The 25,970-nt window shown below is 71.4% G+C and carries 24 protein-coding genes; 9 read left to right on the plus strand and 15 right to left on the minus strand.

Features of this window, described 5'->3' with window-relative positions; all coding sequences use genetic code 11:
- Window positions 1–222 precede the first annotated feature (222 nt).
- From ACE7GA_RS13940 to ACE7GA_RS13960, 5 genes are all read left to right on the plus strand, one after another.
- A complete protein-coding gene (locus ACE7GA_RS13940; RefSeq protein WP_376087384.1) occupies window positions 223–1,635 on the plus strand; it encodes a transglycosylase domain-containing protein in 1,413 nt (470 codons plus the stop codon).
- Window positions 1,530–2,852, plus strand: a complete 1,323-nt coding sequence (locus tag ACE7GA_RS13945; protein ID WP_376100275.1) for a penicillin-binding transpeptidase domain-containing protein — start codon at window positions 1,530–1,532, stop codon at window positions 2,850–2,852. The genes ACE7GA_RS13940 and ACE7GA_RS13945 overlap by 106 nt, the downstream gene beginning before the upstream one ends.
- A 216-nt stretch (window positions 2,853–3,068) precedes the next feature.
- Entirely contained in the window at window positions 3,069–4,199 is a 1,131-nt protein-coding gene (gene prfB, locus ACE7GA_RS13950) for a peptide chain release factor 2 (protein ID WP_376087386.1), read from the plus strand.
- A 5-nt stretch (window positions 4,200–4,204) separates the two neighbouring features.
- Window positions 4,205–4,621: a DUF3592 domain-containing protein gene (locus ACE7GA_RS13955; protein WP_376087388.1), complete on the plus strand. Its 417-nt coding sequence runs from the start codon at window positions 4,205–4,207 to the stop codon at window positions 4,619–4,621.
- The gene (locus tag ACE7GA_RS13960; protein ID WP_376087390.1) at window positions 4,618–5,187 is read left to right on the plus strand and encodes a DUF1643 domain-containing protein; all 570 of its coding nucleotides are present in this window, start codon (window positions 4,618–4,620) and stop codon (window positions 5,185–5,187) included. The genes ACE7GA_RS13955 and ACE7GA_RS13960 overlap by 4 nt, the downstream gene beginning before the upstream one ends.
- Here ACE7GA_RS13960 and ACE7GA_RS13965 read toward each other — a convergent pair.
- The 4 genes from ACE7GA_RS13965 to ACE7GA_RS13980 all read right to left on the minus strand — a co-directional run bounded on the left by ACE7GA_RS13965 (window position 5,179) and on the right by ACE7GA_RS13980 (window position 9,494).
- Entirely contained in the window at window positions 5,179–6,237 is a 1,059-nt protein-coding gene (locus ACE7GA_RS13965) for a hypothetical protein (RefSeq protein WP_376087392.1), read from the minus strand. The two genes, ACE7GA_RS13960 and ACE7GA_RS13965, sit on opposite strands and share 9 nt — an antisense overlap.
- Before the next feature lie 54 nt (window positions 6,238–6,291).
- The gene (locus ACE7GA_RS13970; RefSeq protein ID WP_376087394.1) at window positions 6,292–6,810 is read right to left on the minus strand and encodes a GNAT family N-acetyltransferase; all 519 of its coding nucleotides are present in this window, start codon (window positions 6,808–6,810) and stop codon (window positions 6,292–6,294) included.
- Window positions 6,811–7,039: 229 nt separating this feature from the next.
- Entirely contained in the window at window positions 7,040–8,674 is a 1,635-nt protein-coding gene (locus ACE7GA_RS13975; protein WP_376087396.1) for an AMP-binding protein, read from the minus strand.
- 1 nt (window position 8,675) lies between these two features.
- Window positions 8,676–9,494 carry an enoyl-CoA hydratase gene (locus tag ACE7GA_RS13980; protein WP_376087399.1) on the minus strand — a complete coding sequence of 273 codons (819 nt, stop codon included), beginning with the start codon at window positions 9,492–9,494 and terminating at the stop codon, window positions 8,676–8,678.
- A 336-nt stretch (window positions 9,495–9,830) separates the two neighbouring features.
- Here ACE7GA_RS13980 and ACE7GA_RS13985 point away from each other — a divergent pair, with 336 nt between their 5' ends.
- Complete coding sequence (locus ACE7GA_RS13985; RefSeq protein WP_376087401.1) at window positions 9,831–10,853, plus strand: glycoside hydrolase family 19 protein; 1,023 nt, start codon at window positions 9,831–9,833, stop codon at window positions 10,851–10,853.
- Between the two features lie 260 nt (window positions 10,854–11,113).
- Here the strand turns inward: ACE7GA_RS13985 and ACE7GA_RS13990 are convergent, their stop codons facing one another.
- The 3 genes from ACE7GA_RS13990 to ACE7GA_RS14000 form a co-directional block, all read right to left on the minus strand.
- Window positions 11,114–12,379 (minus strand): RNA polymerase sigma factor, encoded by a 1,266-nt coding sequence (locus ACE7GA_RS13990; protein WP_376087403.1) that lies wholly within the window; start codon window positions 12,377–12,379, stop codon window positions 11,114–11,116.
- A gap of 295 nt (window positions 12,380–12,674) precedes the next feature.
- Window positions 12,675–13,034 carry a YciI family protein gene (locus tag ACE7GA_RS13995; protein WP_376087405.1) on the minus strand — a complete coding sequence of 120 codons (360 nt, stop codon included), beginning with the start codon at window positions 13,032–13,034 and terminating at the stop codon, window positions 12,675–12,677.
- A gap of 183 nt (window positions 13,035–13,217) precedes the next feature.
- Window positions 13,218–14,930, minus strand: a complete 1,713-nt coding sequence (locus tag ACE7GA_RS14000; protein ID WP_376087407.1) for an MFS transporter — start codon at window positions 14,928–14,930, stop codon at window positions 13,218–13,220.
- 251 nt (window positions 14,931–15,181) lie between these two features.
- Here ACE7GA_RS14000 and ACE7GA_RS14005 point away from each other — a divergent pair, with 251 nt between their 5' ends.
- Window positions 15,182–15,556 carry a hypothetical protein gene (locus ACE7GA_RS14005; protein ID WP_376087409.1) on the plus strand — a complete coding sequence of 125 codons (375 nt, stop codon included), beginning with the start codon at window positions 15,182–15,184 and terminating at the stop codon, window positions 15,554–15,556.
- A gap of 107 nt (window positions 15,557–15,663) precedes the next feature.
- Here the strand turns inward: ACE7GA_RS14005 and ACE7GA_RS14010 are convergent, their stop codons facing one another.
- The 7 genes from ACE7GA_RS14010 to ACE7GA_RS14040 form a co-directional block, all read right to left on the minus strand.
- Window positions 15,664–16,389 carry a hypothetical protein gene (locus ACE7GA_RS14010; RefSeq protein WP_376087411.1) on the minus strand — a complete coding sequence of 242 codons (726 nt, stop codon included), beginning with the start codon at window positions 16,387–16,389 and terminating at the stop codon, window positions 15,664–15,666.
- Window positions 16,389–17,786, minus strand: coding sequence for a TRAP transporter large permease subunit (locus ACE7GA_RS14015; RefSeq protein WP_376087413.1), 1,398 nt, complete (start codon window positions 17,784–17,786; stop codon window positions 16,389–16,391). The genes ACE7GA_RS14010 and ACE7GA_RS14015 overlap by 1 nt, the downstream gene beginning before the upstream one ends.
- A 39-nt stretch (window positions 17,787–17,825) precedes the next feature.
- A complete protein-coding gene (locus ACE7GA_RS14020) occupies window positions 17,826–18,512 on the minus strand; it encodes a TRAP transporter small permease subunit (protein ID WP_376087415.1) in 687 nt (228 codons plus the stop codon).
- A 69-nt stretch (window positions 18,513–18,581) separates the two neighbouring features.
- Window positions 18,582–19,721 carry a TRAP transporter substrate-binding protein gene (locus tag ACE7GA_RS14025; RefSeq protein ID WP_376087417.1) on the minus strand — a complete coding sequence of 380 codons (1,140 nt, stop codon included), beginning with the start codon at window positions 19,719–19,721 and terminating at the stop codon, window positions 18,582–18,584.
- A gap of 138 nt (window positions 19,722–19,859) precedes the next feature.
- Window positions 19,860–20,660, minus strand: a complete 801-nt coding sequence (locus tag ACE7GA_RS14030) for a ferredoxin--NADP reductase (protein ID WP_376087419.1) — start codon at window positions 20,658–20,660, stop codon at window positions 19,860–19,862.
- 146 nt (window positions 20,661–20,806) lie between these two features.
- A complete protein-coding gene (locus tag ACE7GA_RS14035; protein WP_376087421.1) occupies window positions 20,807–21,487 on the minus strand; it encodes a type 1 glutamine amidotransferase in 681 nt (226 codons plus the stop codon).
- Window positions 21,488–21,743: 256 nt separating this feature from the next.
- A complete protein-coding gene (locus tag ACE7GA_RS14040) occupies window positions 21,744–22,832 on the minus strand; it encodes a hypothetical protein (RefSeq protein ID WP_376087426.1) in 1,089 nt (362 codons plus the stop codon).
- A 438-nt stretch (window positions 22,833–23,270) separates the two neighbouring features.
- On the opposite strand from ACE7GA_RS14040, the gene ACE7GA_RS14045 reads away from it, so the two are divergent.
- Window positions 23,271–23,996, plus strand: coding sequence for a GNAT family N-acetyltransferase (locus ACE7GA_RS14045; RefSeq protein WP_376087430.1), 726 nt, complete (start codon window positions 23,271–23,273; stop codon window positions 23,994–23,996).
- A gap of 67 nt (window positions 23,997–24,063) precedes the next feature.
- Here ACE7GA_RS14045 and ACE7GA_RS14050 read toward each other — a convergent pair whose 3' ends face one another.
- Window positions 24,064–24,429, minus strand: a complete 366-nt coding sequence (locus ACE7GA_RS14050) for a hypothetical protein (RefSeq protein ID WP_376087432.1) — start codon at window positions 24,427–24,429, stop codon at window positions 24,064–24,066.
- A gap of 402 nt (window positions 24,430–24,831) precedes the next feature.
- Here ACE7GA_RS14050 and ACE7GA_RS14055 point away from each other — a divergent pair, with 402 nt between their 5' ends.
- Entirely contained in the window at window positions 24,832–25,884 is a 1,053-nt protein-coding gene (locus ACE7GA_RS14055; RefSeq protein ID WP_376087434.1) for an MBL fold metallo-hydrolase, read from the plus strand.
- Window positions 25,885–25,970 lie beyond the last annotated feature (86 nt).

The raw sequence follows: 25,970 nt of genomic DNA on the forward strand, positions 1-25,970 counted from the left end.
CATCCTCCGCGCCGTGACCTTCCCGCCACGCCCGCCCCCATCGTTGCGCCCCTGGCAACCGCTGCCGGGCGCCCCGCTTAACCCATTCGTGCGACCCCGACCCGCAGGCCGGGCATCCCGCACAGCGCCGCCGTGATGTAAGGATCCGCCCCCACTCCCATCTGGGACGAAGCGGAAGCGGAACCGTCATCCGGTCGCGCGCCCGACGCGTATAAGGACAGCATGTCGCCACCGCCCCTCCGCGCCGAACGGCCCCTGACCGGCGAGCGCCGCCCGCCCGCCGGCAACGCGCCCGACCCGATGGCGGACGGCGCCGAGCCGCCGCCGCCGCCCCCGCCGCGGGTCGAGAAGAAGCGCCGCCGCGGTTCCTGGTTCCGCCGCATCCTCGGCGCCGTCGCGGCCCTCTTCGTCATGGGCGTCACCGTCGGCGCGATCGGCGCCTACACGGTCTGGCGCCAGGCGACCGCCGACCTGCCGGACCACGCTTGGCTCGCCGACTACCAGCCGCCGCAGATGTCGCGCATCTACGCCGCGGACTCGCGCCTCATGGCCGAACTCGCGCTGGAACGCCGCGTCTTCGTCCCGATCGGCGCCATCCCCGCGCGCCTGCAGCAGGCCTTCATCAGCGCGGAGGACCAGTCCTTCCGCACCCACCACGGCGTGGACCCGCTGGCCATCGCCCGCGCCACCGTCACCAACCTCGAAACCCTCGGCACGGGCCGCCGCCCGATCGGCGCCTCCACCATCACCCAGCAGGTCGCGAAGAACATGCTGGTGGGCGCCGACCGGTCGCTCATGCGCAAGGTCCGCGAAGCCGTCCTCGCCGTCCGCCTGGAACAGGCGATGAGCAAGGACCGGATCCTGGAAATCTACCTCAACGAGATCTTCCTCGGCGCCCAGGCCTACGGCGTTGCCGCCGCCGCGCAGAACTACTTCAACAAGGGCCTGGACGAACTCACGATCGGCGAGATGGCCTTCCTCGCGGCCCTCCCGAAGGCCCCGAACAACTACAACCCGGCCCGCAATCCCGACGCCGCCCGCGCTCGCCGCGACTGGGTGATCGACCGCATGGCCGATGACCGCGCCATCACCCGCGCCGAGGCTGACGCCGCGAAGGCCGAGCCCCGCAGGCGCGCGCGCGGTCGCCCGGAGATCGTCGCCCACGGCCAGTACTTCCTCGAGGAGGTGCGCCGCGAACTGACCTCCCGCTTCGGGCCCGAGCAGACGACGATGGGCGGTCTCGTCGTCCGCACCTCCATGGAGCCCGCGCTGCAACTGGCCGCCGAACAGGCCCTCCAGCGCCACCTCATGGATTACGACCGCCGCCGCGGCGGCTGGCGTGGCCCGGTGACGAAGGTCTCCGCCAGCGCCGCCGAATGGATGCCGGCGCTGGAAGGCGTCCAGCGCGTTCCCGGCATGCTGCCGAACTGGCGCCTCGCCGTGGTCCTGGAAGTCCGCGACCGCGAGGCCCGCCTCGGCTGGGGCGAGCGCCCGGCCCCCGTGCGCCGTCCCAGCCCCGCACCGGCACGCTGGACTTCGGCGACGTCTCGGCCTGGGCGCGCCCGAACCGCGACGGACGCCTCGGCGCCGCCCCGCGCCGCATGGCCGACGTGGTCACCCCCGGCGACGTGGTGATGGTGGAAATCCTGCCGGCCCAGCCCGGTCAGGCAGGGGCGGGACAGGGCGGAACCGGCGCCCGCGCCGCCGGTCGCCCGGAACGCCTGGCATTGCGCCAGATCCCGCAGATCCAGGGCGCCATCTCCGCGATCGACCCCTCCACCGGCCGCGTGCTGGCCGTCGTCGGCGGCTGGTCCTTCGAGCAGTCCTGGTTCAACCGCGCGACCCAGGCGATGCGGCAGCCCGGATCCTCCTTCAAGCCGTACGTCTACGTCACCGCGCTGGAGCAGGGCATTCCGCCGAACCAGATGCTGCTCGACGCCCCGGTCGAGGTGAACACGCCCCAGGGCCTCTGGCGTCCGGGCAACTACGACCGCACGTCCTCCAACGGCATGGTCACCATGCGCCAGGCCATGGAGCGCTCGCTCAACCTCGTGACCGTCCGCCTCGCGCAGGAGGTCGGGATGGACAAGATCGCCCAGACCGTCTCCCGCCTGGGCGTCATCCCCAACATGCCGCGCCTGCTGTCCATGTCGCTCGGCGCCGGCGAGGTCACGGTCATGCGCCAGGCCGCCGGCTACGCCGCCTTCGTCAACGGCGGCCGCGCCGTCGAACCCTCGCTCATCGACTCCGTGCAGGACCGCTTCGGCAACGTGGTCTGGCGCAACGACGCGCTGCGCTGCCAAGGCTGCGGCGGCGACGTCTCCTCCCCGCCGCGCCTGCAGGACACGCGCCGCGAGGCGCTGGACCCCATCGCCGCCTACCAGATGGTCTCGCTGCTCCAGGGTGTCGTGCAGCGCGGCACCGGCACCCGCGCCGGCCAGGGCCTGAACCGCCCGATCGCCGGCAAGACCGGCACGACGAACGACTACCACGACAACTGGTTCGTCGGCTTCACGCCGGACATCGTCATCGCGGTCTGGGTCGGCTTCGACGACCCTCGCCCGCTCGGCGAAGGCGAGACCGGCGGCGGCAACGCCGCGCCGATCTTCCACGACGTGCTGGAAGCGGCGCTGCGCGACTCCCCGCCGGTGCCCTTCCGCGCGCCGCCCGGCGTCGCCCTGGTGCGCGTGACGACGAGCAACGGACAGTCCATCCTCGAGCCCTTCCGCCCGGGCACCGAGAACAGCGCCCGCCCGCCGATCGGAGGAGGGGAGGTGGCCAGCGCCAGTACGGGCGGCAGCCGCGGCGGCACCGCCTCCTCCGTGGACAGCAGCCTGGGGGGACTCTATTAGGTGCGGTCGCGGGAGGCCGAAGGCCGTACGCGTGAATCGCACCAAAACCCCGTGCGGTCGCGGGAAGCCGAGGGCCGTACGCGTGAACCGCACCTGAACCCCGTGCGGTCGCGGGAGGCCGAAGGCCGTACGCGTGAATCGCACCTGAACCCCGTGCGGTCGCGGGAGGCCGAAGGCCGTACGCGTGAATCGCACCTGAAGATGACCTAGCCCGCCATGCGCGCCGATGCCGAGAACCTGAAGGCGGAGATCACGGACTCCGTCGCCCTGCTCCGCCGACACCTCGACTGGGACCGCGCCGTCGTGCGCCTCCAGGAACTGAACGCGCGCGCGGAGGATCCCTCCCTCTGGAACGACGCGGCGGCGGCGCAGAAGCTGATGCGCGAACGCACGCGCCTCGCCGACCAGGTCGAGGGCGTGCGGAAGCTGGAGCGCGACGTGGCCGACGCGCTCGACCTGGTCGAGCTGGCGGAAGCCGAAGGCGACGCTGCGACCGCCGACGCCGCGGTGGCCGACCTCAACGCCCTGGCCGCCGACGCCAAGCGCCGCGAGATCGAAAGCCTGCTCTCCGGCGAGGCCGACGCCAACGACGCCTTCGTGGAGGTCAATTCCGGCGCCGGCGGCACCGATGCGCAGGATTTCGCGCAGATGGTGCTGCGCATGTACATGCGCTGGGCCGAGCAGCACGGCTACAAGGTGACGCTCACCGAGGAGTCCGAGGGCGACGAGGCCGGCATCAAGTCCGCGACGATCCAGGTGTCCGGCGACAACGCCTATGGCTGGCTGAAGACCGAGACGGGCGTGCACCGCCTCGTCCGCATCTCCCCGTTCGGCGGGAACGACAAGCGCCAGACCTCCTTCGCGAGCGTGTACGTCTACCCCGTGATCGACGACAAGATCGAGATCGAGATCAACCCCGCCGACCTGAAGACCGACACCTTCCGCGCGAGCGGCGCCGGCGGCCAGCACGTGAACAAGACGGAATCCGGCGTCCGCTTCACGCACATTCCGACGGGGATCGTGGTGGCGTCCACGCAGGACCGCAGCCAGCACCGCAACCGCGCCATCGCGATGGATATGCTCCGTGCCCGTTTGTATGAGCGCGAACTCGCGCGGCGCGAGGCGGTGACCGCGGGCATTGAGGCCGGCAAGACCGACATCGGCTGGGGCCACCAGATCCGCTCCTACGTCCTGCAGCCCTACCAGATGGTGAAGGACCTCCGTACCGGCGTGGAGAAGGGCAACCCCGCCGCGGTGCTGGACGGCGACCTCGACGAGTTCATGGCGGCCGCCCTGGCCCAGCGCGTGGGCGCCACGCGGTCAGAGGCCAGCGCGAGCGCGCTGTAGCCGCGATGGGCCTGAACGGGATCAACCCCGTCGCGACGGTCCTCTGGACCTTCCTCCTCGGCGCGTCCGGCCTCGCCGTCGCCTCCGTCCTCCTCTCCCGCCGCCGCGCCCGCACCTGGCCTCGCGCGACCGCGCGCCTCCTCCGGCCGCCGGGCCCGGTCCGCATCGCGAACCGCCGCATGTCCGTGGCCTTCGACACGCCCGCCGGCGCTATCACCGCCCGGCTCCGCGGCCCCGTGACGCTGACGGAGGACGACGCAGGCTCCCGCAACGAAACCGTCCTCGTCGCCTACGATCCGGCAGATCCCCGCCGCGTGACCCTCGCCGCCAACGGCCCCTATGGCCGCGGCGCGCTCCTGGTCTGGGGTCTCATCTTCGCGGCCCTCCTCGCGTTGTTCCTGCACACGCAGGTCCTGCGGTGACCGCTCGTCCCCAGGACCTCCACGACCCCGGCGGCAAGGTCCGCCTGCGCGTCGGCGCCGAAATCGTCTCCCGCGCCGTCTTCTCCCCCGACGGCCGCTACCGCACCGTCCTCGAACGCCGCTGGGACAACCAACCCTTCGGCTCCCCCGGCCTCACCGCCTGGATCATGATGAACCCCTCCACCGCCGACGAGACCGTGGACGACCCCACCGTCCGTCGCGCCCGCGACTTCACGCGGCGCTGGGGCGGCGGCGCCATGGTCGTCCTCAACGCCTTCGCCCTCCGCGCCACCCGCCCCGAGATGCTGCTGGAAGCGGAGGACCCCGTCGGCCCCGGCAACGACGACGCCATCGCCGAATGGTCCACCCGCGCCGACCGCGTCATCGCGGCCTGGGGCCTCTTCCCGAAACCCCTCCGCCGCCGCAACGCCGACCTCGCCGCCCTCCTCGCCCAAGCCGGCATCACGCCGCTGGCCCTCCGCGTCACCGCGGACGGCACGCCAGGCCACCCGCTCTACGTCGCCGGCGACACCGTGCCGGAACCCTGGACGCCGCCGTCACCCTGACGCGACGTTCGTGAACCGCGCATTCCCCAACCCCGTCCCGATCGTCAGCACCCCCCACCGCTCGACGTCCCGCATCCACGGGATCTCCGACAGCCCCTGCAACACCGCGTCGTTGTGCATCAGCACGACGCTGCCATGCCCGCCGATCTCCGGGATCGCCTCCTGCAACGCGCTCGGCAGGTGAAACCGCGAGGACTCCCAGTTCCCCGGCAGGTTCTGCCCCCCGCGCTCGATCGACCCATCCTCCGCGATCACCCCGGGACACCCGATCCCGATGAAGGGCGCGAGCCGCCGCTTCTCCTCCTCCGCCCGCCGCAGCAGCCCGCGCAGCATCTCCACGATCCGCGCCACCGCCTGCTCCCGCGTCGGCCCGTCATCCTTGTGCCGCCACCGCTCCAGCCCGATGACGCGGGACGCCGACAGGTCCGCCTTCTTCTCCTGCTGCAACTCGACGATCCCGAGGCGGACATTCGTCCCGCTGATATCGACCGCCAGCACCGAATCATGCCCCGCGAAGATCCAGGACGGCGCCAGGTGCACCGCGCCCAGCAGCGCCGCCTCATCCGCCGCGTGCCGGATGGGACGCATTCCCAGGTCCAACCCCTCGCCCCGCAGCAGCAGCGACGCCCGCCCGATCGCCAGGTGCCCGACGCGGCTCCCGCTCATCCCGCCACCGACGACGATCCGCTGCGTGTCCTTCCACCCCTTCAGCCGCAGGAAGCGTCGCGTCACTGCCGCCAGCTCCCGCGCAAACTCCTCGACGACACCGTGCATCAGCGCCGCGACCTCCGGTGCCTCATCCGCCAGCAGCCGGTCGAAGCGCTTCTTGTTCAGGTCTGCGGTCGGCACATCCCCCAGCGGATCGCCGCCATTCTTCCGCAACCGCTCCCGCCACTCCTCCAGGATCGCGCCGAAGGCCCGCTTGCTCGCGCGGTCGCCGATGAAGCCTTCCTTGTCGCGGAGCTCGGCGTTGTAGGCATCCACCGTCACGCTCACCAACCGCGCCGCGCCATGGCCGGCGACGGGCGGCGCGAGGTTCGTGTCCGGCATCGGTGACCTACTCTGGTTGTCCCCGCTCAACGCCCATACGGAGACCCCGTTGCGTCACCCCGCCGGCGGCGCGCCGTCGCCCGGACCCAGCGCCCGCACCATCAGCACCGAATCCACCCAGCGCCCGTGCTTCCACCCGATCGAGGGCAGCAGCCCCGCGCGCGAAAACCCCAGCGCCGCATGCAGCCCGATCGAGCCCGCATTCCCGCTATCCCCGATCACCGCGATCATCTGCCGGAATCCCGCCGCCTCGCAGCGCGCGATCAGCGCCGCCAGCAGCGCCCGCCCCACGCCCCCGCGCGACACCCCCGGCGCGACGTAGACCGAATCCTCCACGCAGAACCGGTACGCCGGCCGCGTCCGGTACGCCGAGGCATAGGCATACCCCAGCACCCGCCCGCCGTCCTCGCCCACGAGGTGCGGATACCTACCCGAGACCAGCGCTTCCCGCCGCCGTCCCATCTCCTCGACCGACGGCGGCTCGACCTCGAAAGACGCCAGCCCGTGCGTCACCCAATGCCCGTAGATCGAAGCAATGGCAGGCACGTCCTCGGGCGTCGAATCGCGAACCATCTGTGCAGGGAAATCCGAACTCGCCCCGCGCGCAATCCGGCGGACCGCCGCACGTCATCCGGCGCGAAGAAAGCCGCAGAACACTGCCACGCCGCCCCCCGCGCGCACCGTCGGCCGTCACAACGACCTGGCCGACGGAGACCGGTCGCTGCCGGCATGAACCGATCGGGATGGATGCCCCATGGCCGCACCCGCCGCGCCCGGCAACTCCGCCCGGTCGCCCCACGCCCTACCCGAACCGCCCGCTCCGCACGGCGTCGCGCAGCGGCACCTTCTGCAGCTTCCCCGTGGAGGTCTTCGGCACCTCCTCGAAGATGATCCGCTTCGGCGCCTTGAACCCCGCGATCCGCTCCCGGCAATGCGCGATCAGTTCCTCCGCCGTCGCGCTCGCCCCCGGCTTCAGCTCCACGAAGGCCCAGGGCACCTCGCCCCACTTCTCGTCGGGCGCCGCCACCACGGCGGCCACGGCCACCGCCGCATGCTTGTACAGCGCGTCCTCCACCTCGATCGAGGAGATGTTCTCCCCGCCCGAGATGATGATGTCCTTCGCCCGGTCGCGCAGTTGCACGTACCCGTCCGGATGCTTCACGCCGAGGTCCCCCGTCCGGAACCACCCGCCGCGCAGCGCCTTCTCCGTCGCCGGCAGGTCCTTCAGATATCCCTTCATCACCATGTTGCCGCGCATGACGACCTCGCCCATCGCGACGCCGTCCGCCGCCACGGGCACGTCGCCCTCGCCCAGAACGTCCAGCCCTTCCAGCGTGACGTAGCGCACGCCCTGCCGCGCCATCAGCGCCGCACGCTCCGGCGCGCTCTTCGCGTCATCGGTCGACTTCCACTCGTTCACCGTCGCGGGCCCATACACTTCGGTCAGCCCGTAGATGTGCCTGACGCGCACCCCCGCCGCATCCGCCGCGGCCAGCACCGCCTCCGGCGGAGCCGCACCCGCGGTGCCGAAGACCAGCCCCGTCCCCGCCTGCCGCTCCGGCGCCTGCACCAGCGTGCTCAGCACGATCGGCGCCCCGCACATATGCGTCACGCCGTGGGCCAGGATCGCTTCCCACATCGCGTTCCCGCGCACCGCGCGAAGGCACACGTTCGTCCCCGCGATCGCCCCCATGGTCCACGGGAACGTCCAGCCGTTGCAGTGGAACATCGGCAGCGTCCACAGGTAGGTCGGCGCCGGCGGCATCCCGATCGCCAGCACGTTCCCCAGCGCCGCCAGGTGCGCCCCGCGATGATGATACACGACGCCCTTGGGCCGCCCCGTCGTGCCCGACGTGTAGTTCAGCGCGATCGCGTCCCACTCGTCCCGCGGCATCACCCACGCGAAGCCCGCATCGCCCTCCGCCAGGAACGCCTCGTAGTCCACGCCCCCCAGAGAATGCGGGAACCGCGCCGTCGGATCGTCGTACTCGATGATCACAGGCCGCGCCTTCGCGAAGCCTATCGCCTTTTCCAGCACCGGCAGGAACTCCCGGTCCACGACGATCGCCTTCGCTTCGCCATGGTCAAGGATGTAGCCGATCGTGTCCGCATCCAGCCGGATGTTGATCGCGTTCAGCACCGCGCCCGACATCGGCACGCCGTAATGGCATTCCAGCATCGCCGGCACGTTCGGCAGCAGTGCCGCCACCGTATCCCCGCGCCCGATCCCGCGCTTGGACAACGCGGAGGCCAGCCGCACCGCCCGGTCCCGGTACGCCTGCCAGGTCCACCGATGCGCCCCGTGGACGATGGCCACCCGATCCGGAAACGTCTCCGCCGCCCGCTCGATGAAGAGCAGCGGCGTCAAGGGCACGAAGTTCGCGGCCGTCCGCGGCAGCGCGTCATAGGCGTTCAGTTCACCCGGAACGGCATCCATCTCAGCGATCCCTCCACGTCGGCGTCCGCTTCTCGACGAAGGCCGCGATGCCTTCCTCGGCGTCTTCCGCCAGCATGTTGTCCAGCATCGCCTCCGTGGCAACGGCATAGGCCTGGTCCAGCGGCAGCCCGACCTGCCGGCCAAAGGTCCGCTTCCCCAGCCGCACTGCCAGCGCCGACCGCCCCGCGATCCGCGCCGCCAACGCCGCCACCTCCTCCCGCAGCCGCTCTGCCGGCACGATCCGCGACGCCAGCCCGATCCGCAGCGCCGTCTCCGCGTCCACGGGTTCGCCGGTGAGCAGCATGTCCATCGCCGCCTTCCGGTTCACCGCCCGTGCGAGCGCCACCGCCGGTGTCGAGCAGAACAGCCCGATATCGACCCCCGGAGTCGCGAAGCGCGCCGCGTCCGACGCCACCACCACGTCGCAAGCCGCCGCCAGCTGACACCCCGCCGCCGTCGCCATGCCCTGCACGGCCGCGATCACCGGCTGCGGCAGCGACGGGATCGCCTGCATCACCTCCGCGCAGCGCGCCAGCATCCGCCCGAACAGCACGCGCCCCCGATCCTCGGACCCATGCGCCGCCCGCACCTCCTTCAGGTCATGCCCCGCGCAGAACACCGGCCCCGCCGCCGCGATCACCACGCAGCGCACGCCCGCATCCCCCGCGATCCCGGACAACGCCGCGTGCAGCGCATCCAGCAGCGCGAGCGACAACCCGTTCCGCGCCGCCGGCCGGTTCAGCGTCAACGTCACGACGCCTCCCGCCGCCTGGTCCCGCAAAAGGACCGGCCCCGCCTCCACGCGACCCCCATCCGGCATGACGCGACCTCCTCCACCGCCAGCGGCACCGCGCCGGCCGCCCGATGATGCAATGCCCGGCCGTTCCCTGGACAGCGCCGCGGCCCCGGGTCACCCGTCACCCGTCACCCGTCACCCGTCACCCGTCACCCGTCACCCGTCACCCGTCACCCGTCACCCGTCACCCGTCACCCGTCACCCGTCACCCGTCACCCGCCACCGCTTACCGTTGCCCGACTACGCCCCACCCCACCGACCCTGCCGCGCCCCGCCCTCGCCATCCCGCACGTCCGTGTGACTGCGCCCCGCGTGCTCGCCCCCCGCCGATCCGCTATGCATCACCGCACGGAGACCCGCATGCCCTGGCCCACGCGCACCCCGACCCTCGGCGGCCTCATGAGCCCCCTCGGCCCGGCCGACCCCATCACGTCGCTCCTCGACCGCAGCCGCTTCCAGGCCGCCGACGTCATGTGCCGCGTGGACCCGAAGCGCTCGCCCTTCGACCTCACCTCCCCCGTCTCGGGCGCCCCGGCCACCGGCCTGAAACACATCGAGGTCACGCAGAAGGAACTCCTCCTCCTCGTCGGCCGGAAGGAGGTGAAGGACGCGAAGCAGCAAGCGATCTTCGACGCGATCATCAACGCCGCGTCCGCCGCGCTCTGGTTCAACAAGATCTCGACCGATCCCCTCCAGCTCTGCCACTTCCTCGGACAGTGCTGCCACGAGACCGGCGGCTTCACCGCGCTGAAGGAAGACACCTTCTACACCGAGAAGAACGTCCGCGCCGCCCACAAGAACCTCACCGAGGACCAGATCGCCCGCTATTCCTCCTGCACCGCCGCCGAGGTGCGGGAGAAGATCGCCGAACTGGACAAGAAGATCGCGAAGGCCACCATCGCGAAGGCGGATACGACGGAGATGCAGAAGGCGAAGGAAGCGCTCCAGGCCAAACTGAAGGGCCTCGCCGCCGAAAACCGGAAGGCGCAGGAGGCCTACTTCAACTTCAAGTACGGCCCCACCGGCCCCGCGCTCGGCAACACCCTGCCCGGCGACGGCTGGAAGTTCATCGGCCGCGGCTTCATCCACCTCACGGGCCGCGAGAACTACGAGAAGTTCGCGAAGTGGATGAAGGAGCAGAGCCCCGGCGCCGACACCCCGCCCGTGGTGGAGCAGCCCGACCTCCTCGATACCGACGCCACCGTCGGCCTGCGCGCCGGCCTCTTCTTCTGGCTGACGAAGAAATGCGACGTGAAGGCAACGAAGGACGACAGCGAAGCCGTCTCCAAGATCGTCAACCGCTACGACGCCAAGACCTTCCCCAAGCGCGCAGCCCTGACGAAAAAGGCGAAGGAGATCTGGGGCGAGAAGAAGCCGACCTGACGCCGGCCTGCCTCTGGTCCTGGCTTCCTGGCGGTGTTGCGCTGGGTGGCCCCGGAGGCAGGCTCTGCCTTCCTCCGGACCTCCATCCGCCAGGGGACGTGTCCCCTGGACCCCATTCTGTTGAACGCCCTCAGCCAAGGGCGTCCCCCATAGATCGAGGTCCAGGGGGCGAGCCTCCTGGCGGATGGAAGGTTTGGAGGGAGGGCAACGCCCTTCTCCCAGGACAACCGACCCACACCGCCAGGAAGCCAGGACCGGCATCAGGCCGCGCCGCCAAGCCCTGCCCGCCGCCCGAGCAGGAACTCCCGCACCGCCGGATCCTCCGACAGCCCGATCGCCCGGTCATACGCCTCCGCCGCCCCGCCCGCGCCGGCCTCCGCCAGCAGGTGCGCCCGCACCGCCCAGTAGGGCTGGTACCCCGCGCACCGCGCCGGCTCCTCGACGGCCAGGCCATCCAGCGCCGCCAGCCCCGCCGCGGCGCCGCGCGCCGCCCCGATCGCCGCGGCCCGCCCCACCAGCGCGCCCAGCCCCGGCGCCACCATCACCAGCCCCTCGTAGAGCAGCGCGACCGCCTCCGGATCCGCGCCCGCCCCACTGCGCCGCGCCGCATGCGCCGACTGGATCGCCGCCTCCAGCTGGTACCGCCCGACCGAACCCAGCCCCGGTCGCGCCCGCGCGATCCGCGCGGCCCCGCGCAACGCCGCCTCCGCCTCGACGATCAGCCCGGCATCCCAGTCCCGCGGGTCCTGCACATCCAGCGGCACGTATTCCCCACCTGGCCCCCGCCTGGCCGCCCGCCGCGCCGCGCAGTGCAGCAGCAGCGCCAGCAGCCCCTGCGCCTCCGCCTCCCCCGGCAGCAGCGCCGCCAGCAGCCGCGCGAGCCAGATCGCCTCCGCCGTCAGCCCCGGCGAGCGGGCGTCCGTCCCCTCGGCCACCGACGCCGCATCGCCCCATCCCCCCGCATGCGCCGCGTAGATCGCATCGAGCACCGGCGACAGCCGCTCCGGCCATTCCGCCTCCGCCGGCACCTCGAAGCGCACCCCGGCCTCCCGCAGACGCGCCTTCGCCCGCACCAGCCGCTGCCCCATCGCCGCCGGCGACACCAGGAACGCCGCGGCAATCCGCCCCGCATCCAGCGCCAGCACCGCCTGCAGCATCAACGGCGCCCGCGCGCCCGCATCCACCGCCGGATGCGCGCAGGCGAACATCAGCCCGAGCCGCGGATCGTGCCACGCCCCCTCCGACTCCGCCCGCTCCTCCTCCAGCTGCCGCAGCGCCGCGACCGCCGCCTCCCGCACGCGCCCGTGCCGCGCCGCATGGCCATGCGCCCGGCGCGCCGCCACCAGCAGCCAGGCCTCCGGCCGGTCCGGCACCCCATCCACCGCCCAGCGCCGCAACGCCGCCGCGAAGGCCTCCGACAGCGCATCCTCCGCCGCCGCCAGATCCCCCGTCCGCCGCGCCAGCGCACCGACCAGCCGCCCGTAGGCGGATTGCAGCACGCCCTGCACGACGTCGGACGGCGTCACGTCGGGGGCGTTCCCGATGCCGGGGCGCTGGTTGCCTTGGAGGGAGGGCTTTGCCCTCCCTTCAAACCTCCCACCCACCAGGAGGCTCGCCTCCTGAACCTCGATCTATTTGAGAGATGCCCCCGATCGCCGGGTGGTCGCCACGCGCGCTTGCGCCGCGTGGCGACCACCCGGCGATCGGGGGCGTTCAATGGGATGGGGTCCAGGGGACAAGTCCCCTGGCGGATGGAGGTCCGGAGGAAGGCAGCGCCTTCCTCCGGTGCCACCCGCTCCCTCATCGGGAACACCCCGAACGTCACCCGTTCGGCGCCGGCAGGACGGGCCGCAGTTCGATCGTCCCGCGCGCCGCAGCCGGGCAGCGGGCCGCCCAGTCCAGCGCGACCTCCACGCTCGGCACGTCCAGCACGAAGTACCCGCCGAGTTGTTCCTTGCTGTCGGCGTAGGGCCCGTCCTGCACCACCCGCTGCCCGTCCCGCAGCCGCAGCGTCGTGGAGGTGCCGGGGAGGTCCAGGCCGTTGCCCCCGACCATGATCCCGGCCTCCTGAATCGCCTGGGCGTAGGCCATCCACCCGCCCCAATAGGCCGGCCCCTTCGCCGGGTCGTTCCGCTGCGCCGAGTCCTCGGCGGCCTCGTGGATCAGCATGACGTACTGCATCGGGTCATCCCCTTTCTCGGTTCCGCGCGGGCCCGTCGTGAAGGCTTGGCGTGAAGGCTTGGCCCGCGCATATCCAGGAGCCGCGAGCCCAACCCATTTCGACACGGCCCGTGCGGATTCCGAAAAGAAAAGGGCGCCGGGTCTCCCCGGCGCCCCTTCCATCGCCGCCCGAGGGCGGCCGGTTCAGGTGCGGGACGCCCGCCCCGCCCCCAGTCCGATCGAGTCGTCCGCCGCGAAGAGGTCGCGGTCCTTCGTCTCCGGCACGAAGAAGAAGCCGATGACGACGGTCGCGAGCGCGATGACGATCGGGTACCAGAGGCCGTAATACACGTCGCCGGTCTGCGCGATCATCGCGAACGCCGTCGCCGGCATCAGCCCGCCGAACCACCCGTTGCCGATGTGATAGGGCAGCGACATCGAGGTGTAGCGGATTCGCGTCGGGAACATCTCGACCAGCGCCGCCGCGATCGGCCCGTAGACCATCGTCACGTAGATGACGAGGATGGTCAGGATCCCGATCAGCACCGCCGGCTGCTCGCGGAAGATGTCGAAGGGCCCCGACATCTTCACGACCGTCGGATTGCTCGCCGCCGGGTAGCCGGACGCCGTGATGGCCGCGGCCAGCTGCGTCGCGAAGGCCGGGTTGTTCGCCGCCTCGACCGCCGTGTTGTTGTTGATCCGCACGGTCACCGCCGGGTTACCCGGGCGGTCCTGCACCGTGTAGTTCACCGATGCCCGGGCGAGCGCGGCCTTCGCCACGTCGCAGGGCTGCGTGAAGCGCGCCGTCCCCGTCGGATTGAACTGGAACGAGCAGCCCGACCGGTCCGCCTCCAGCACCACCGGGATGTTTGCGTGCGCCGCCGCGAGCGCCGGGTTCGCCTCCGCGCTCATGAGCTTGAAGAGCGGAAAGTAGGTCAGCGCCGCGAGGAGGCAGCCGCCGAGGATGATCGGCTTGCGACCGATCTTGTCGGACAGCCAGCCGAAGAGCACGAAGCCGCCCGAGCCCAGCAGCAGCGACCAGGCGATCAGCAGGTTCGTCGTGAAGATGTCCACCTTCAGCACGGAGCCGAGGAAGAACAGGGCGTAGAACTGCCCGGTGTACCAGACGACCGCCTGACCCATGACGAGGCCCAGCAGCGCGAACAGCGCGATCTTCGCGTTCTTCCACTGCCCGAACGCCTCGGAGAGCGGCGCCTTGGACCCCGTGCCCTCCTCCTTCATCTTCTTGAAGGCCGGGCTCTCCTGCATCTGCATCCGGATCCAGATGGAGACCGCGAGCAGCAGGATGGACAGCAGGAACGGCACGCGCCAGCCCCAGTCGGCGAAGGCCGCCTCGCCCACGATCTGCCGGGTGAAGAGGATCACCAGCAGCGAGAGGAACAGGCCCGCCGTCGCGGTGATCTGGATGAAGGAGGTGTAGAAGCCCCGCCGCCCGTTTGGCGCGTGCTCCGCGACGTAGGTCGCGGCACCCCCGTACTCGCCGCCGAGCGCGAGGCCCTGCAGGCAGCGCAGCACGATGAGGATCACCGCCGCCGTGATGCCGATCTGGTCGGAGGTCGGGAGGATGCCGACGATGAAGGTCGACGCGCCCATGATCACGATGGTGACGAGGAAGGTGTACTTCCGCCCGACGAGGTCGCCCAGGCGCCCGAACACCAGCGCGCCGAAGGGCCGCACGAGGAAGCCCGCCGCGAAGGCGAGCAGCGCGAAGATGTTCCGCGTCCCCTCGGGGAATTGCGAGAAGAACTTCACCGCGATGATCCCCGCGAGGGACCCGTAGAGGTAGAAGTCGTACCATTCGAAGACGGTGCCGAGCGACGAGGCCAGGATGACCTTCCGCTCCTCCTGCGTCATCGGGCGCGCCGCGCTGGCGGCACCCACGGTTGTGGTGCTCATCTGTTCGGAGTCCCCCCGTTTCGTCGTTTCGCGCGCCTGGACGCGCGCTCCCGGGCAAACTGCCAGCGCCGTGACATTCCGTCACGTGGGAAAGCCGCCGAAAAGCCACTGATTCCTTACGGTTTCGTCGCGGGTGTTGCGATGCGGCAATCACCCGGTCCACCCTGAACGCTCAAGCCGATGTCAGCGGCCCGGGTGCCCACCTGCCGCGTTGCGGGAGAAAGCCCCCCGTCCGCCTCCGGAGGACCCCGATGGACCTCGCCCGCACCGTCGCCGACACCCTGATCCGCCGGAACCTGACCTTGGTCGGGATCGCCGTGGGCATCGCACTCCTCGGCCTGTGCTACGACGCCGTCCTTCTCTTCCGCGGCGGCGCCGTCCTCGTCGCCGGCGTCTGGCTCTTCCTCGTCGCGGCCGCGCTCGCCGCCCCGCACCGCGACCACCGCAACTCGGAGTTCGGCCTGGCCCTCGCCTCCGCCCGGCGCCGCCGCCCCATGCCGCCGGAGGCGGGACGCGAGCTCTCCCGCCTGATGCAGGAACGCCTGCTCGCCCATGCGGACTGGGTCGCCGCCCTCGCCTTCGGCATGTGGATCATCGGCTTCGTGGCGACCTGGCTCGAGGGCTAGAGCGTCCGCCCGACCGGCGTCAGGCACAGCGCTGCGGCACGTCCCCCAAAAGGGCAGATCCACCGCTCCGAGCGGTTCCGCCCTGCGCGGATCCGCTGCAACACCGGTCAACCGGGCAGGCCCAGCACCGGCGCCGCCAGCCGCGTCCTGACCGTCCCGAGCGCGCCGAACCCCGCCTCGATGCAGTCCCCCGCATCGGGCGCCGCCAGCGGTGCCAGCCCCGCGACCACCAGCACCGCCCCGGCCGGCAACCCGCCAAGCCGCCGCGCCGCCGCGGCCGCCGCGGCGAAGGCCAGCCGCACCTCGACCCGCACCGGCCCGCCTGCGCCCGCCACGATGATCCCGTCCGGCGGGGGAGGGGCCGCATCCCCGATCACCACCTGCCCGAGCCCACCGACATCCGCCACCCGCATCGCCACGCCCGCCGGCGGGACAGTGAACCGGCTATCCGCCACGTCGATCGCCGGATGCACCGCCGCGATGACCGGCGGCCCGTCCTCGCCCGGCTCCAGCGACGCCCCGAGCACCCCGACCAGCGCCGCCGTCGCCCGGGAATGCCGCAGCCCGACCAGCGGCGTGCCGGAAGGCTGCAACCGCCCCTCGACCATAGGCCCCGCCAACGCCCCGCGACCCGCGCCCGACACCCGCACCCCGCAGGGCGGGATCCCCAGCTCCTCCAGCACCCGGAAGGCGATCCGCTCCCCCTCCGCCCGCGTCCGCGGCAAGTCGTCCTCCGGCACCGCCCCGAGCGGATTGCCCGTCGAGAACGCGTCGGCGATCCAGGACGCCACCCGCTCCGCGCGGCCCCCGCGCGCGATCGTCCGACGCGCCATCAGCGCAGCTGCTCCTCCTCCTGGAACCCGCCCGCCGGCGGCGCCTCCATCTGCAACGCCGGATCGCCCGCCGTCGTCCCCCCGTAGAGCGTCTCGGGCAGCCAAGTCACCAGCCCCGGGAAGACGTAGACCATCAGCATCGTCGCCACGACGATGTAGATGAACGGCATCACGCCCTTGAAGATGTCCTCCAGCCGGACATGCTTCGGCGCCACGCCCTTCAGGTAGAAGGTCGCCATCGCCACGGGCGGCGACAGGAAGGACGTCTGCAGGTTCAGCGCGATCATCACCCCGAAGAACAGCGGGGAGATGCCGAAATCATCCAGCAGCGGCAGGAAGATCGGCACGAAGATCACGATGATCTCCGTCCACTCCAGCGGCCAGCCCAGCACGAAGATGATGGCCTGCGCGAGGATCATGAAGGTGAAGGAGTTCAGCGGCAGGGACTTCACGAAGTCCTCGACCACCTGCTGCCCGCCGAGGTACCCGAACACGCTGCTGAAGATGTAGGACCCGACGAAGAGCCAGCACACCATCGCGGACGTCCGCGCCGTCAGGTAGACGCTCTCCCGCAGCTTCGCCCAGGTGAAGGCGCGATAGACGATCGCCAGAACGATGGACCCCAGCGACCCCATCGCCGCCGCCTCCGACGGCGTCGCCAGCCCCATCAGGATCGCGCCGAGCACGGACGCGATCAGCAGCGCCAGCGGGATGAAGGACGTCGCCAGCGCCAGCAGGATCCGGCTGAACGGGATGTTCACCTCGGAGGGCGGCAGCCGCGGCGCCACCTCCGGCTTCAGGATCGCGATGACGATGGTGTAGAGGATGTAGCAGATCGCCAGCGTCACCCCCGGGATGAACGCCGCCGCGTACAGCTGCACGACGGACACCCCCGCCGTCGCCCCGTACAGGATCAGCATGATGGAGGGGGGAATGAGGATGCCGAGGCACCCGCCCGCGCACACGACGCCGGAGGCGAGCTTCACGTCGTAGCCCGCCTTCAGCATCGCCGGAAATGCCAGCAGCCCCATCAGCGTCACGACCGCGCCCACGATCCCCGTCGCCGTCGCGAACAGCGCGCAGGTGGCCAGGGTCGCGACCGCCAGAGACCCGGGTATGTTCCCCGACGCCATCTGCAAGGACTTGAACAGTCGGTCCAGGATGTTCGCCCGTTCGATCACGTATCCCATGAACACGAAGAGCGGCACGGAGATCAGCACGTCGTTCGCCATCACCGCGTAGGTGCGCTGCACCAACAGGTCGAAGACGCGGTCTCCCATCCCGAGGTAGCCGAAGAAGATCCCCATGGCCATCAGCGTGAAGGCGATCGGGAATCCCAGCAGGATGAAGAACAGGAACAGCCCGAGCATGGTCAGGCCGAGGGCGGGATCGCTCATGGTCTTGCCGGATCTCGGTCTCGATGCTGCGGGTGTGGTTCAGCGCCCGTCCTGCTGGTCGCCCGCGCGCTCGCGCCGGGTCGCCTCAGCAGGCGGCGTCACGTCGGAAGCAAGCGCGGCGTCGCCACCCCGCGCCAGCTCCGCCGCCAGCGCCTCGGCGCCGCGCGCCTCGGCCTGCGCCAGGATGATCTGGTCCAGCTCCTGCACGTCCGACAGCCGCTGCGGCCATTCGCCCTCCCGCACGCAGCGGATGCAGCGCACCAGCTCCACCAGCCCCTGCAGCAGCAGCAGGAAGCCCACCAGCGGGATGAGGAACTTGAAGGGCCAGATCACCGGCCCCGTCGGCGAGAACATGGACCGTTCGTTCTGCCGGTAGCTGTCGAGGAAGAAGCCGAAGCCGTAGTACATGAATGCGAAGATCGCGGGGAAGAAGAAGAACACGTAGAGCACGCCGTCCAGCATCGCCTGCCGCCGCGGCGGCATCATGCGGTACAGGAAGTCGCCGCGCACATGCCCGTTGCGCGACAGCGCGTAGGCCCCCGCCATCATGAACAGCGTGCCGTACAGCATGTACGTCACGTCGTAGCCCCAGGTCGTCGGTGCCCGGAACGCGTAGCGCGCCACGACCTCGTAGGTGACGACGCCCGTCAGCGCGATAATGCACCACGCGAAGGCCTGCCCGACCACGGTCGAGAGCTTGTCGATCCCGAGCAGGACCCGCTGCATGCGTCCCCCTTCCAAGCGAAAACGGGCGGGACCCCCCGGCCCCGCCCGCGTCGTACCCTTCGCCGGGCGTCAGCCCTGGCGCGCGAAGAAGTGGTTGTAGGACACCACCGGCGACGCCTCGTAGCGCAGGAAGAAGTTGCCGATCCGCCGGCACCAGTCGCGCTGGCTGTCGCAGACCTTCTTGAAGAACGGCCCGTTGGCCGGCGAGGAATTGTCCCCTTCCAGCCGCGCGATCACCGTGTCCCAGGCCCGCAACTGCGCATCCAGCACGGGGCGGGGCAGGGGCCGCACGTTCACGCCCTGCCGCTGCGACATCTCCAGCAGGTCGCGCGAATACCGGTCCTGCAGCTTCCACGACATGTCGGCGGACGCGGCCTCAGCCCCGTGCCGGATGATCGCCTGCAGCTCCGCCGGCAGCGCGTCGAACTTCGTCCGGTTGAACAGGATCTCGAAGCTCTCGACGCGCTGGTGGTACGACTGGATCATGTAGTTCTTCGCGACGTCCGGGAAGCCGAGCACGCGGTCCGAGGACGGATTGTTGAACTCGGCCCCGTCGATCACGCCGCGCTCCAGCGCCGGCACGATCTCGCCGCCCGGCAGCGACACCACCGCCGCGCCCATCTCCGCCATCAGATCCGCCGCCAGGCCGACCGTCCGGTACTTCAGCCCGCGGATCTGCTCGGGCCGCTCGATCGGCTGCTTGAACCACCCGAAGGGCTGCGTCGGCATCGGGCCGGACAGGAAGCCCACCGCGTTCACGCGGAGGATGTCGTGCAGCAGCTCCCGGTACAGCGCCTCGCCGCCGCCATGGTAGAACCACCCCAGCAGCTGATTGGCATCCCCGAACCAGGGCGGCGTCGTCCCGAACAGCGAGAACGCCTTGTTCTTCCCGAACCAATAGGCCGCGACGCCATGCCCGCCATCCAGCGTGCCCGCATTCACCGCGTCCAGCACCTGGAAGGCCCCGACGACCGCGCCGGCCGCCAGCAGTTCCAGCCGCAGCCGCCCGCCGGCCATGCGGTTCACCCGCTCGACATAGTCCTGCGCGAACTCATGGAAGATGTCGCGCTGCGGCCAGGTCGACTGGAAGCGCAGCGTCGTCGTCTGCGCGCGGCTGACGGACGGCGTCGCCAGGACGGCGGTGGCAGTGGCCGCGACGGCCGCACCACGAAGCAGGCCACGACGCCCGGCGGGGGTCTTCTCGGTCATCTCGTCTCCCTCCGCGCGGCTTTGCCGCGCGTTTCCCTTCGGCGCGGCTCGCCCGACCCGTTCTCGGGCCTGATTCCGGCGCGCTGGGGCGCGTATTACCGATTCCTAACCCCGCTGCAATACGTTCCGCCGAGCCTCCTACTTCTCCACGAACGCCTTCTCCAGCACGTACGCGCCGGGCTCGTGGTTCGACCCCTCCCGGAACCCGCGCCCCTCCAGGAAGGCCTTCATGTCCGCGTTGAAGGCCTCGGATCCGCAGAGCATGACCCGGTCATGCTCCGGCGAGATCGGCGGCAGCCCCAGCTCCTCCGTCAGCCGCCCCGACCCGAACAGGTCCGGCGCCCGCCCCTGCCGCGGAAAGGCCTCCCGCGTCACGCTGGGCAGGTAGTGCAACTTGCCCGCGACGAGTTCCCCCAGCACCTCGTGCTCCGGCAGCCCCTCGATCATGTCGCGGAACGCCAGTTCCGCCACCTCCCGCACGGTGTGCTGCACCACCACCCGCTCGAACCGGTCATAGGCCTCCGGCTCCCGAACCAGCGACAGGAAGGGCGCGAGACCCGTCCCCGTGCAGACGAGCCACAGCGTCTTCCCCGGCCGCAGGTTGTCCAGCAGCAGCGTCCCCACGGGCTTGCGCCCGATCAGCACGGTCTCCCCAGCCTGGATGTGTTGCAGCCGCGACGTCAGCGGCCCGTCCGGCACCTTGATGGACAGGAACTCCAGCCCCTCGTCCCAGGGCGGCGAGCCCATGGAATAGGCCCGCAGCAGCGGCTTCCCCTCCACCCGCAGCCCGATCATCGCGAACTGTCCCGCGGAGAACCGGAAGGCCGGATCGCGCGTGCAGCGGAAGGAGAACAGCCGGTCCGTCCAGTGCCGGACCTCGGTCACCGTCTCCTCGAAGAAGGCGGGGTTTGCGCTCTTGGCGGGGGCCGTCACGGACATGCCCCGCGTATGGGGGGCCCGCCCCGATCGTGCAATCCACGATCCACGCACGCCACCCGTGCGTCACCTCCGGGCCGCCGGCAACCCCGGTCCCGCCCCGCCCGCCGCCTCCGCGGAACCCGCACCGGAAGGGCAGGGGAAGGGCCTTACCCCCCGTCGAGGAACCGCCCGATCCACCCCGCGACGACGGCGCAATCGTTCGGTGCGTCATAGGACGCGACCGCCGCCTCCGCCGCCGCCCCGTACCGCTCCCGCCGCCCCTCGATCAGCGCGCGCCCGAACTCCGGCGTGAACTCCGGATGGAACTGGAAGGAGATCGCGTCCCCGTAATCCAGCGCCGCGAAGGGCGTGAACCCGCTCGCCGCCACGACGCGCGCCCCCTCCGGCCGCACCACCACCTGATCCTGGTGCGACGCCGGCGCATCCACGTGATCCACGGGATCCATCCACCCCGCCCGCGCCTCGACACCGTAGCGCTGCAGCCCGATCCCCCACCCCTTCGGCGACTTCACGACCTGCCCGCCCAGCGCCTGCGCCATCGCCTGGTGCCCGAAGCAGATCCCGACCATCCGCGCCCGCCCCTTCGCCCCCCGCACGAACTCCAGCAACGGCGGAATCCACGGCAGCGGCTCATAGACCCCCGCCGGCGACCCCGACAGCACGTAGGCCTCGTGCTCCCCGACCTCCCTCGGCAGGTCCCCCCGCGTCACGTCCAGGATGACCGCCGCCCGCCCCCCAAGCAGCCGCCGCACCATCTCCCCATAGGGCCCATGCTCCGGCACCAGTTCCGCGGGCGCGTCCCCGCATTGCAGGATGGCGATCGTCATGCCCGCCGTCCTGCCACCGCCCCGCCGGCGCGGGCAAGCGGGCGCGTGGTGCAGACCTCGTTCGGATGTTGCGCCGGGTGGCCCTGGAGGAAGGCTCTGCCTTCCTCCGGACCTCCATCCGCCAGGGGACGCGCCCCCTCACCCCGGGGCATCTCTTTACGGAACGCAGTCCAGGGGGCCGTTGCCCCCTGGTGGGTCGCGGGTCCGGGAGGAGGGCAAGGCCCTCCTCCCGGACCCGCGCAACACCCGAAGGAGATCAGGCGCTCAGCGGCAGCGCGATGTTCACGGCCACGTAGCCCAGCCCCGCCACCGCGACCGTGACGCGGTCGAAGGCGCGTGACAGGTCCTTATCCCCGCGGATGTTCCAGACGTAGATCGAGGCGATCGTCGCGATGAGCGAGAAGAAGATCGTGAACAGCCCGAGGAAGGTCACGAACTCCACCAGCCCGAACTGACCGGAGGACGGGATCAGCGACCCCGCAAGGTACGAATTGGCCACCGCGCCGAAATACGATCCCGCCACCATCGAGAACCGCGGCCCCGCATCCGACGCGCGCAGCCCGAAGCTCGCGAAGCACAGCGCCATGCCCGCGAACAGCCCGATGAACACCTTGAAGTACACGCCCATCCCGTCGCGCTGGATGTTCACGCCGTAGGTGTACATGCTGAAGGTCCGCCGCCCGTTCCCGTCCACGCGCGGATCGCCGTAGCCCGTGCGGTAGGTATGGGTTTTCGCCACATGCTCCGCCTCGCGCGACACGCTGTATCCCGGGACGCGAACGCGGGAACTGATCCCCGTCGCCCGATCCGCCACGTAGCGCAGGCGCGAGGCATCGAACCGCGAATCCTCGACGTAGAGGTTCAACTGGTGCCCATCCCGCGGCACGCGCGTCGTGTTGAAGAACTTCGTCATCCGCGCCGTGACGCGGTAGCGCTGGTAGTTCGTCCCGTCGGCGCCGTAGTACTCGTCCTGCAGGTCCTTCCGCGTGATGCTGCCATCCACCAGCCGGAAGTGGCCGCCCGGGTTCAGCGCCCGGTCCCCGTTCCAGCGGAACCAAACATAGAAGGTCGGCGTCCAGAAGGAATCGCGGATCGAGATCGTGTCCACGCCGTCGAGGTAAAGCCCGATCGTCACCGGCACGAAGTCCCCGGTCTCCGGAATCGGATCGGGCGGCGTCTGCCCGCGCTCCGCCAGCCCCGGCGTCATGCGGAGCCGGTGGCTCTCCTGCGACGCCACCTTCTCCCCGCCAATGACGGAAACAGCGACCATCCCGATCGCCCCGTAGATCACCGCGATCAGCACCGCCCAGCCGAGCAGGAGCCGGCGCTTCTGCGCCGGCGGCATGCCCGGCCCGCCCCCCGAAGGCGCTACCCCCGAAGGCACTCCCCCCGAACGAACACCACCCGCCGGCACCGCCCGCCCCGGAAACAGCACGTCGAGGACACTCCGCGCGGCGCTGGTCGCCTGACTCACGGCCATGCGGCCTCCCTGAAAGTGACGGCGCGGAAAGAGACAGCGCGCATCGGCCCCGTGCGACCTGCCCCTCGGCCGTCGCACCGCATCCTGCCTCGCGGTGGCTTAAGCAGCGCTGAACCGCCCTCCCCAGGGCTCCCGCCCGTCGCGGCGCGGTCCACGCAGCAGAAAGCCAACCCTGATCACGGGCCCGTGATAGCCCCTGCCAGGACCGCAGCCCGACTCCCGGTCGGCCCCGGCCACACGCCGCATCCCGCCCCGCGCCTGCCATGGCTTGAGCCCACCACCCCGCCCAGCCACCATCCCCCGATGAACGCCACCGCACCCGTCGCCCCCCCGCTTGGCGAACCCGTCGACCCCACCCCCCGCCCACTCCCCGCCCGCATCCCCCACCGCGGCCGCTCCGTGGACCTCGAACCCCTCCACACCCGCCACGCCGAGGACCTCTTCCGCGCCTCCCAATCCCCCGGCGCCGATCCCTCCTGGGCCTATCTCGGCTACGGCCCCTTCGCCGACGCGGACGCCATGCGCCGCCACGTCGCCGCCTTCGCCGCGCAGCACGACCCCATGGCCTTCGCCGTGCGCCCCCACCGCACCGGCACCGCCGACGGCTGGCTCACCCTCATGGAGATCCACCCCGCCGATTCCGACATCGAGATCGGCCACATCTGGTTCTCCCCGCGCATGCAGCGCAGCCGCGCCGCGACCGAGGCGATGTTCCTCCTCATGCGCCACGCGATGGACGACCTCGGCTACCGCCGCCTGACCTGGAAGTGCCACGCGATGAACGCGCCCTCCCGCGCCGCCGCCGCGCGCCTGGGCTTCCGCTACGAAGGCACGCTCCGCGCCGTGAAGGTCATCAAGTCCCGCCTCCGCGACACCGCCTGGTTCTCGATCCTGGAAGACGAATGGCCCGCCCGCCGCGACGCCATCGCCGCCTGGCTCGACGACTCCAACTGGACCCCCGGCGGCGCGCCCAAATCCTCGCTCGCCCGCGTCCCGGCCGACCCGCTGCCCTGGATCGCCGCGACCTGACGGATCGGCCACCGGCGGCGCGGGACGTACGCCCCCGATCCCGCGGCGCCGGCGTCAGGCCGTCCCATCAGGGAGGGCTCATCGCCTCCCCGCGCTCCATCACGGGCCGCGTCTCCACCCGCCGCAGCGCCGGCCGCGGCGCCCCGGGCAGACGCGGGCAGAGCCCCGCGACCAGCTCCCGCATCCGCGCGGCCCGCACGACGACATCACCCGCATCCGTCGTCACGCGCACGCCGTCCTCCTCCCGCGTGATCGTCAGCGGCGGCACGTCGTCCCCGACGCCGGGCCAGTCCAGGAAGAGCGTCGCGAACGCCTCGCCCCGCCCCGTGAACCCCCATTGCACGGTCAGCCCGAACCGGGACGCGACGAATTCGTCCAGTTCGGTCCGGTCCTCGTGCGTCAGCCCCGGCCTGCTCCTTGCCCTGCTCGCCATGGTTCCCCTGGCCTCCCGCCGGGACGCCTCGACCCGGCCCTCGCCCCTCCCGCGAGGCGCCGGCCCGTCCGAACGCGCTCCCGAAACCGGCGTCGGATGATTCCGCTCCGCCGTCTTCCCGAACAGGTCGTCCTGGGCCGCGGGATGGCGCGTTTTGCAGGCCAGGGCGGAAACCTGATCTATGTTTACGCTAACGGCGATCCCCGCACGCCGCGATGAGTCCGGCGAATCACGGAACGGTGGTTCCGCAAGCGTCACCGCGCCGGACTCCCCCTTTGGCCCGATCGCGCCGGGATGCGCGCGCGGGACCGCCGGTCCATTGACCACATCGCGGTCCGGACACAGCTTCGCCCCAACCGGCGCAGCCAAGCGCCGACCGACCCGGACGGGAGAGAACCCAGCATGCCCACGCCGCCCGGCCGCCGCGCCGCCCTTGCGCTCCTCGCCGCCCCCGCGCTCCTCCGCGCCGTCCCCGCCTCGGCCCAGACCTCGACAGCCCCGGCCCCCGCATCGCCAGCCCCCGCATCGCCAGCCCCCGCATCGCCAGCCCCCGCATCGCCAGCCACCGCATCGCCGGCCCCGCTGAACCAGGCCCCCGGCTTCTTCCGCACCCGCGTCGGCGCCCTCACCGTCACGATGATCCATGACGGCAGCCGCCCCATCCCGCTCCAGGGCTTCGTCCGCAACGCCCCGATCGAGGAGGTGCAGCGCGTCCTCGCCGAATCCTACCTCCCCACAGACTCCTTCCGGATCCCCTTCACCCTCACCTGCGTCGAGACCCCGCGCGGCATCGTCCTCTTCGACAGCGGCAACGGCGCCCAAGCCCCCGGCTCCCCCGTCGGCCTCGCCACCGCCAACATGCGCGCCGCCGGCATCGACCCCGCCCGCATCAACACCGTCGTCATCAGCCACTTCCACGGCGACCACATCAGCGGCCTGACCACCGCGGACGGCGCAGCCGTCTTCCCCAACGCCGAGATCATCGTCCCCGAGGCCGAGTGGCGCTTCTGGACCGACGCGTCGAACGAAGCCCGCTCGCCCGAAGGCCAGCGCGCCAACTTCGCCAACACCACGCGCCGCTTCGCGCCCTACCAAGGCAAGGTCCGTCAGGTCGCCGACGGCGCCGAAATCGTCCCCGGCATCCGCGCCGTCGCCGCCTACGGCCACACGCCGGGACACACCGCCTGGCACGTCTCCGACGGGGCCGACCAGATGATGTACCTCGCCGACGTCACCAACCGCCCGGAGCTCTTCGCCCGCCGCCCCGGCTTCCATGCCGTCTTCGACTTCGACGCGAACGCCGCGGAAGCCACGCGCCGCCGCACCTTCGACCGCGTCGCGACGGACCGCATCCGCGTCACCGGCTACCACTTCCCCTTCCCCGCGACGGGCTTCGTCGCGAAGGACGGCGACGGCTACCGCTTCGTCCCCGCCGACTGGGCCGCCGCGACCTGATCGGGCCCCGCGGCGCGGCCAGCCGCCGGACGTCGGCGGAGGACGCCCCGCGGGTCACGCAGCCCCGACGGCGCTGAACGGCACGC

This window comes from Roseomonas sp. CCTCC AB2023176 (genome assembly GCF_042259275.1).
Classification (GTDB): Bacteria; Pseudomonadota; Alphaproteobacteria; order Acetobacterales; family Acetobacteraceae; genus Roseomonas.

What these genes read in the sequence shown, in the direction of transcription:
- ACE7GA_RS13940 (WP_376087384.1), top strand. Translation starts at nt 223, where the DNA reads ATGTCGCCACCGCCCCTCCGCGCCGAACGGCCCCTGACCGGCGAGCGC.
- prfB (WP_376087386.1), top strand. Translation starts at nt 3,069, where the DNA reads ATGCGCGCCGATGCCGAGAACCTGAAGGCGGAGATCACGGACTCCGTC.
- ACE7GA_RS13955 (WP_376087388.1), top strand. Translation starts at nt 4,205, where the DNA reads ATGGGCCTGAACGGGATCAACCCCGTCGCGACGGTCCTCTGGACCTTC.
- ACE7GA_RS13965 (WP_376087392.1), bottom strand. Translation starts at nt 6,237, where the DNA reads ATGCCGGACACGAACCTCGCGCCGCCCGTCGCCGGCCATGGCGCGGCG.
- ACE7GA_RS13970 (WP_376087394.1), bottom strand. Translation starts at nt 6,810, where the DNA reads ATGGTTCGCGATTCGACGCCCGAGGACGTGCCTGCCATTGCTTCGATC.
- ACE7GA_RS13975 (WP_376087396.1), bottom strand. Translation starts at nt 8,674, where the DNA reads ATGGATGCCGTTCCGGGTGAACTGAACGCCTATGACGCGCTGCCGCGG.
- ACE7GA_RS13980 (WP_376087399.1), bottom strand. Translation starts at nt 9,494, where the DNA reads ATGCCGGATGGGGGTCGCGTGGAGGCGGGGCCGGTCCTTTTGCGGGAC.
- ACE7GA_RS13985 (WP_376087401.1), top strand. Translation starts at nt 9,831, where the DNA reads ATGCCCTGGCCCACGCGCACCCCGACCCTCGGCGGCCTCATGAGCCCC.
- ACE7GA_RS13995 (WP_376087405.1), bottom strand. Translation starts at nt 13,034, where the DNA reads ATGCAGTACGTCATGCTGATCCACGAGGCCGCCGAGGACTCGGCGCAG.
- ACE7GA_RS14000 (WP_376087407.1), bottom strand. Translation starts at nt 14,930, where the DNA reads ATGAGCACCACAACCGTGGGTGCCGCCAGCGCGGCGCGCCCGATGACG.
- ACE7GA_RS14005 (WP_376087409.1), top strand. Translation starts at nt 15,182, where the DNA reads ATGGACCTCGCCCGCACCGTCGCCGACACCCTGATCCGCCGGAACCTG.
- ACE7GA_RS14010 (WP_376087411.1), bottom strand. Translation starts at nt 16,389, where the DNA reads ATGGCGCGTCGGACGATCGCGCGCGGGGGCCGCGCGGAGCGGGTGGCG.
- ACE7GA_RS14015 (WP_376087413.1), bottom strand. Translation starts at nt 17,786, where the DNA reads ATGAGCGATCCCGCCCTCGGCCTGACCATGCTCGGGCTGTTCCTGTTC.
- ACE7GA_RS14020 (WP_376087415.1), bottom strand. Translation starts at nt 18,512, where the DNA reads ATGCAGCGGGTCCTGCTCGGGATCGACAAGCTCTCGACCGTGGTCGGG.
- ACE7GA_RS14025 (WP_376087417.1), bottom strand. Translation starts at nt 19,721, where the DNA reads ATGACCGAGAAGACCCCCGCCGGGCGTCGTGGCCTGCTTCGTGGTGCG.
- ACE7GA_RS14030 (WP_376087419.1), bottom strand. Translation starts at nt 20,660, where the DNA reads ATGTCCGTGACGGCCCCCGCCAAGAGCGCAAACCCCGCCTTCTTCGAG.
- ACE7GA_RS14035 (WP_376087421.1), bottom strand. Translation starts at nt 21,487, where the DNA reads ATGACGATCGCCATCCTGCAATGCGGGGACGCGCCCGCGGAACTGGTG.
- ACE7GA_RS14040 (WP_376087426.1), bottom strand. Translation starts at nt 22,832, where the DNA reads ATGCCGCCGGCGCAGAAGCGCCGGCTCCTGCTCGGCTGGGCGGTGCTG.
- ACE7GA_RS14045 (WP_376087430.1), top strand. Translation starts at nt 23,271, where the DNA reads ATGAACGCCACCGCACCCGTCGCCCCCCCGCTTGGCGAACCCGTCGAC.
- ACE7GA_RS14050 (WP_376087432.1), bottom strand. Translation starts at nt 24,429, where the DNA reads ATGGCGAGCAGGGCAAGGAGCAGGCCGGGGCTGACGCACGAGGACCGG.
- ACE7GA_RS14055 (WP_376087434.1), top strand. Translation starts at nt 24,832, where the DNA reads ATGCCCACGCCGCCCGGCCGCCGCGCCGCCCTTGCGCTCCTCGCCGCC.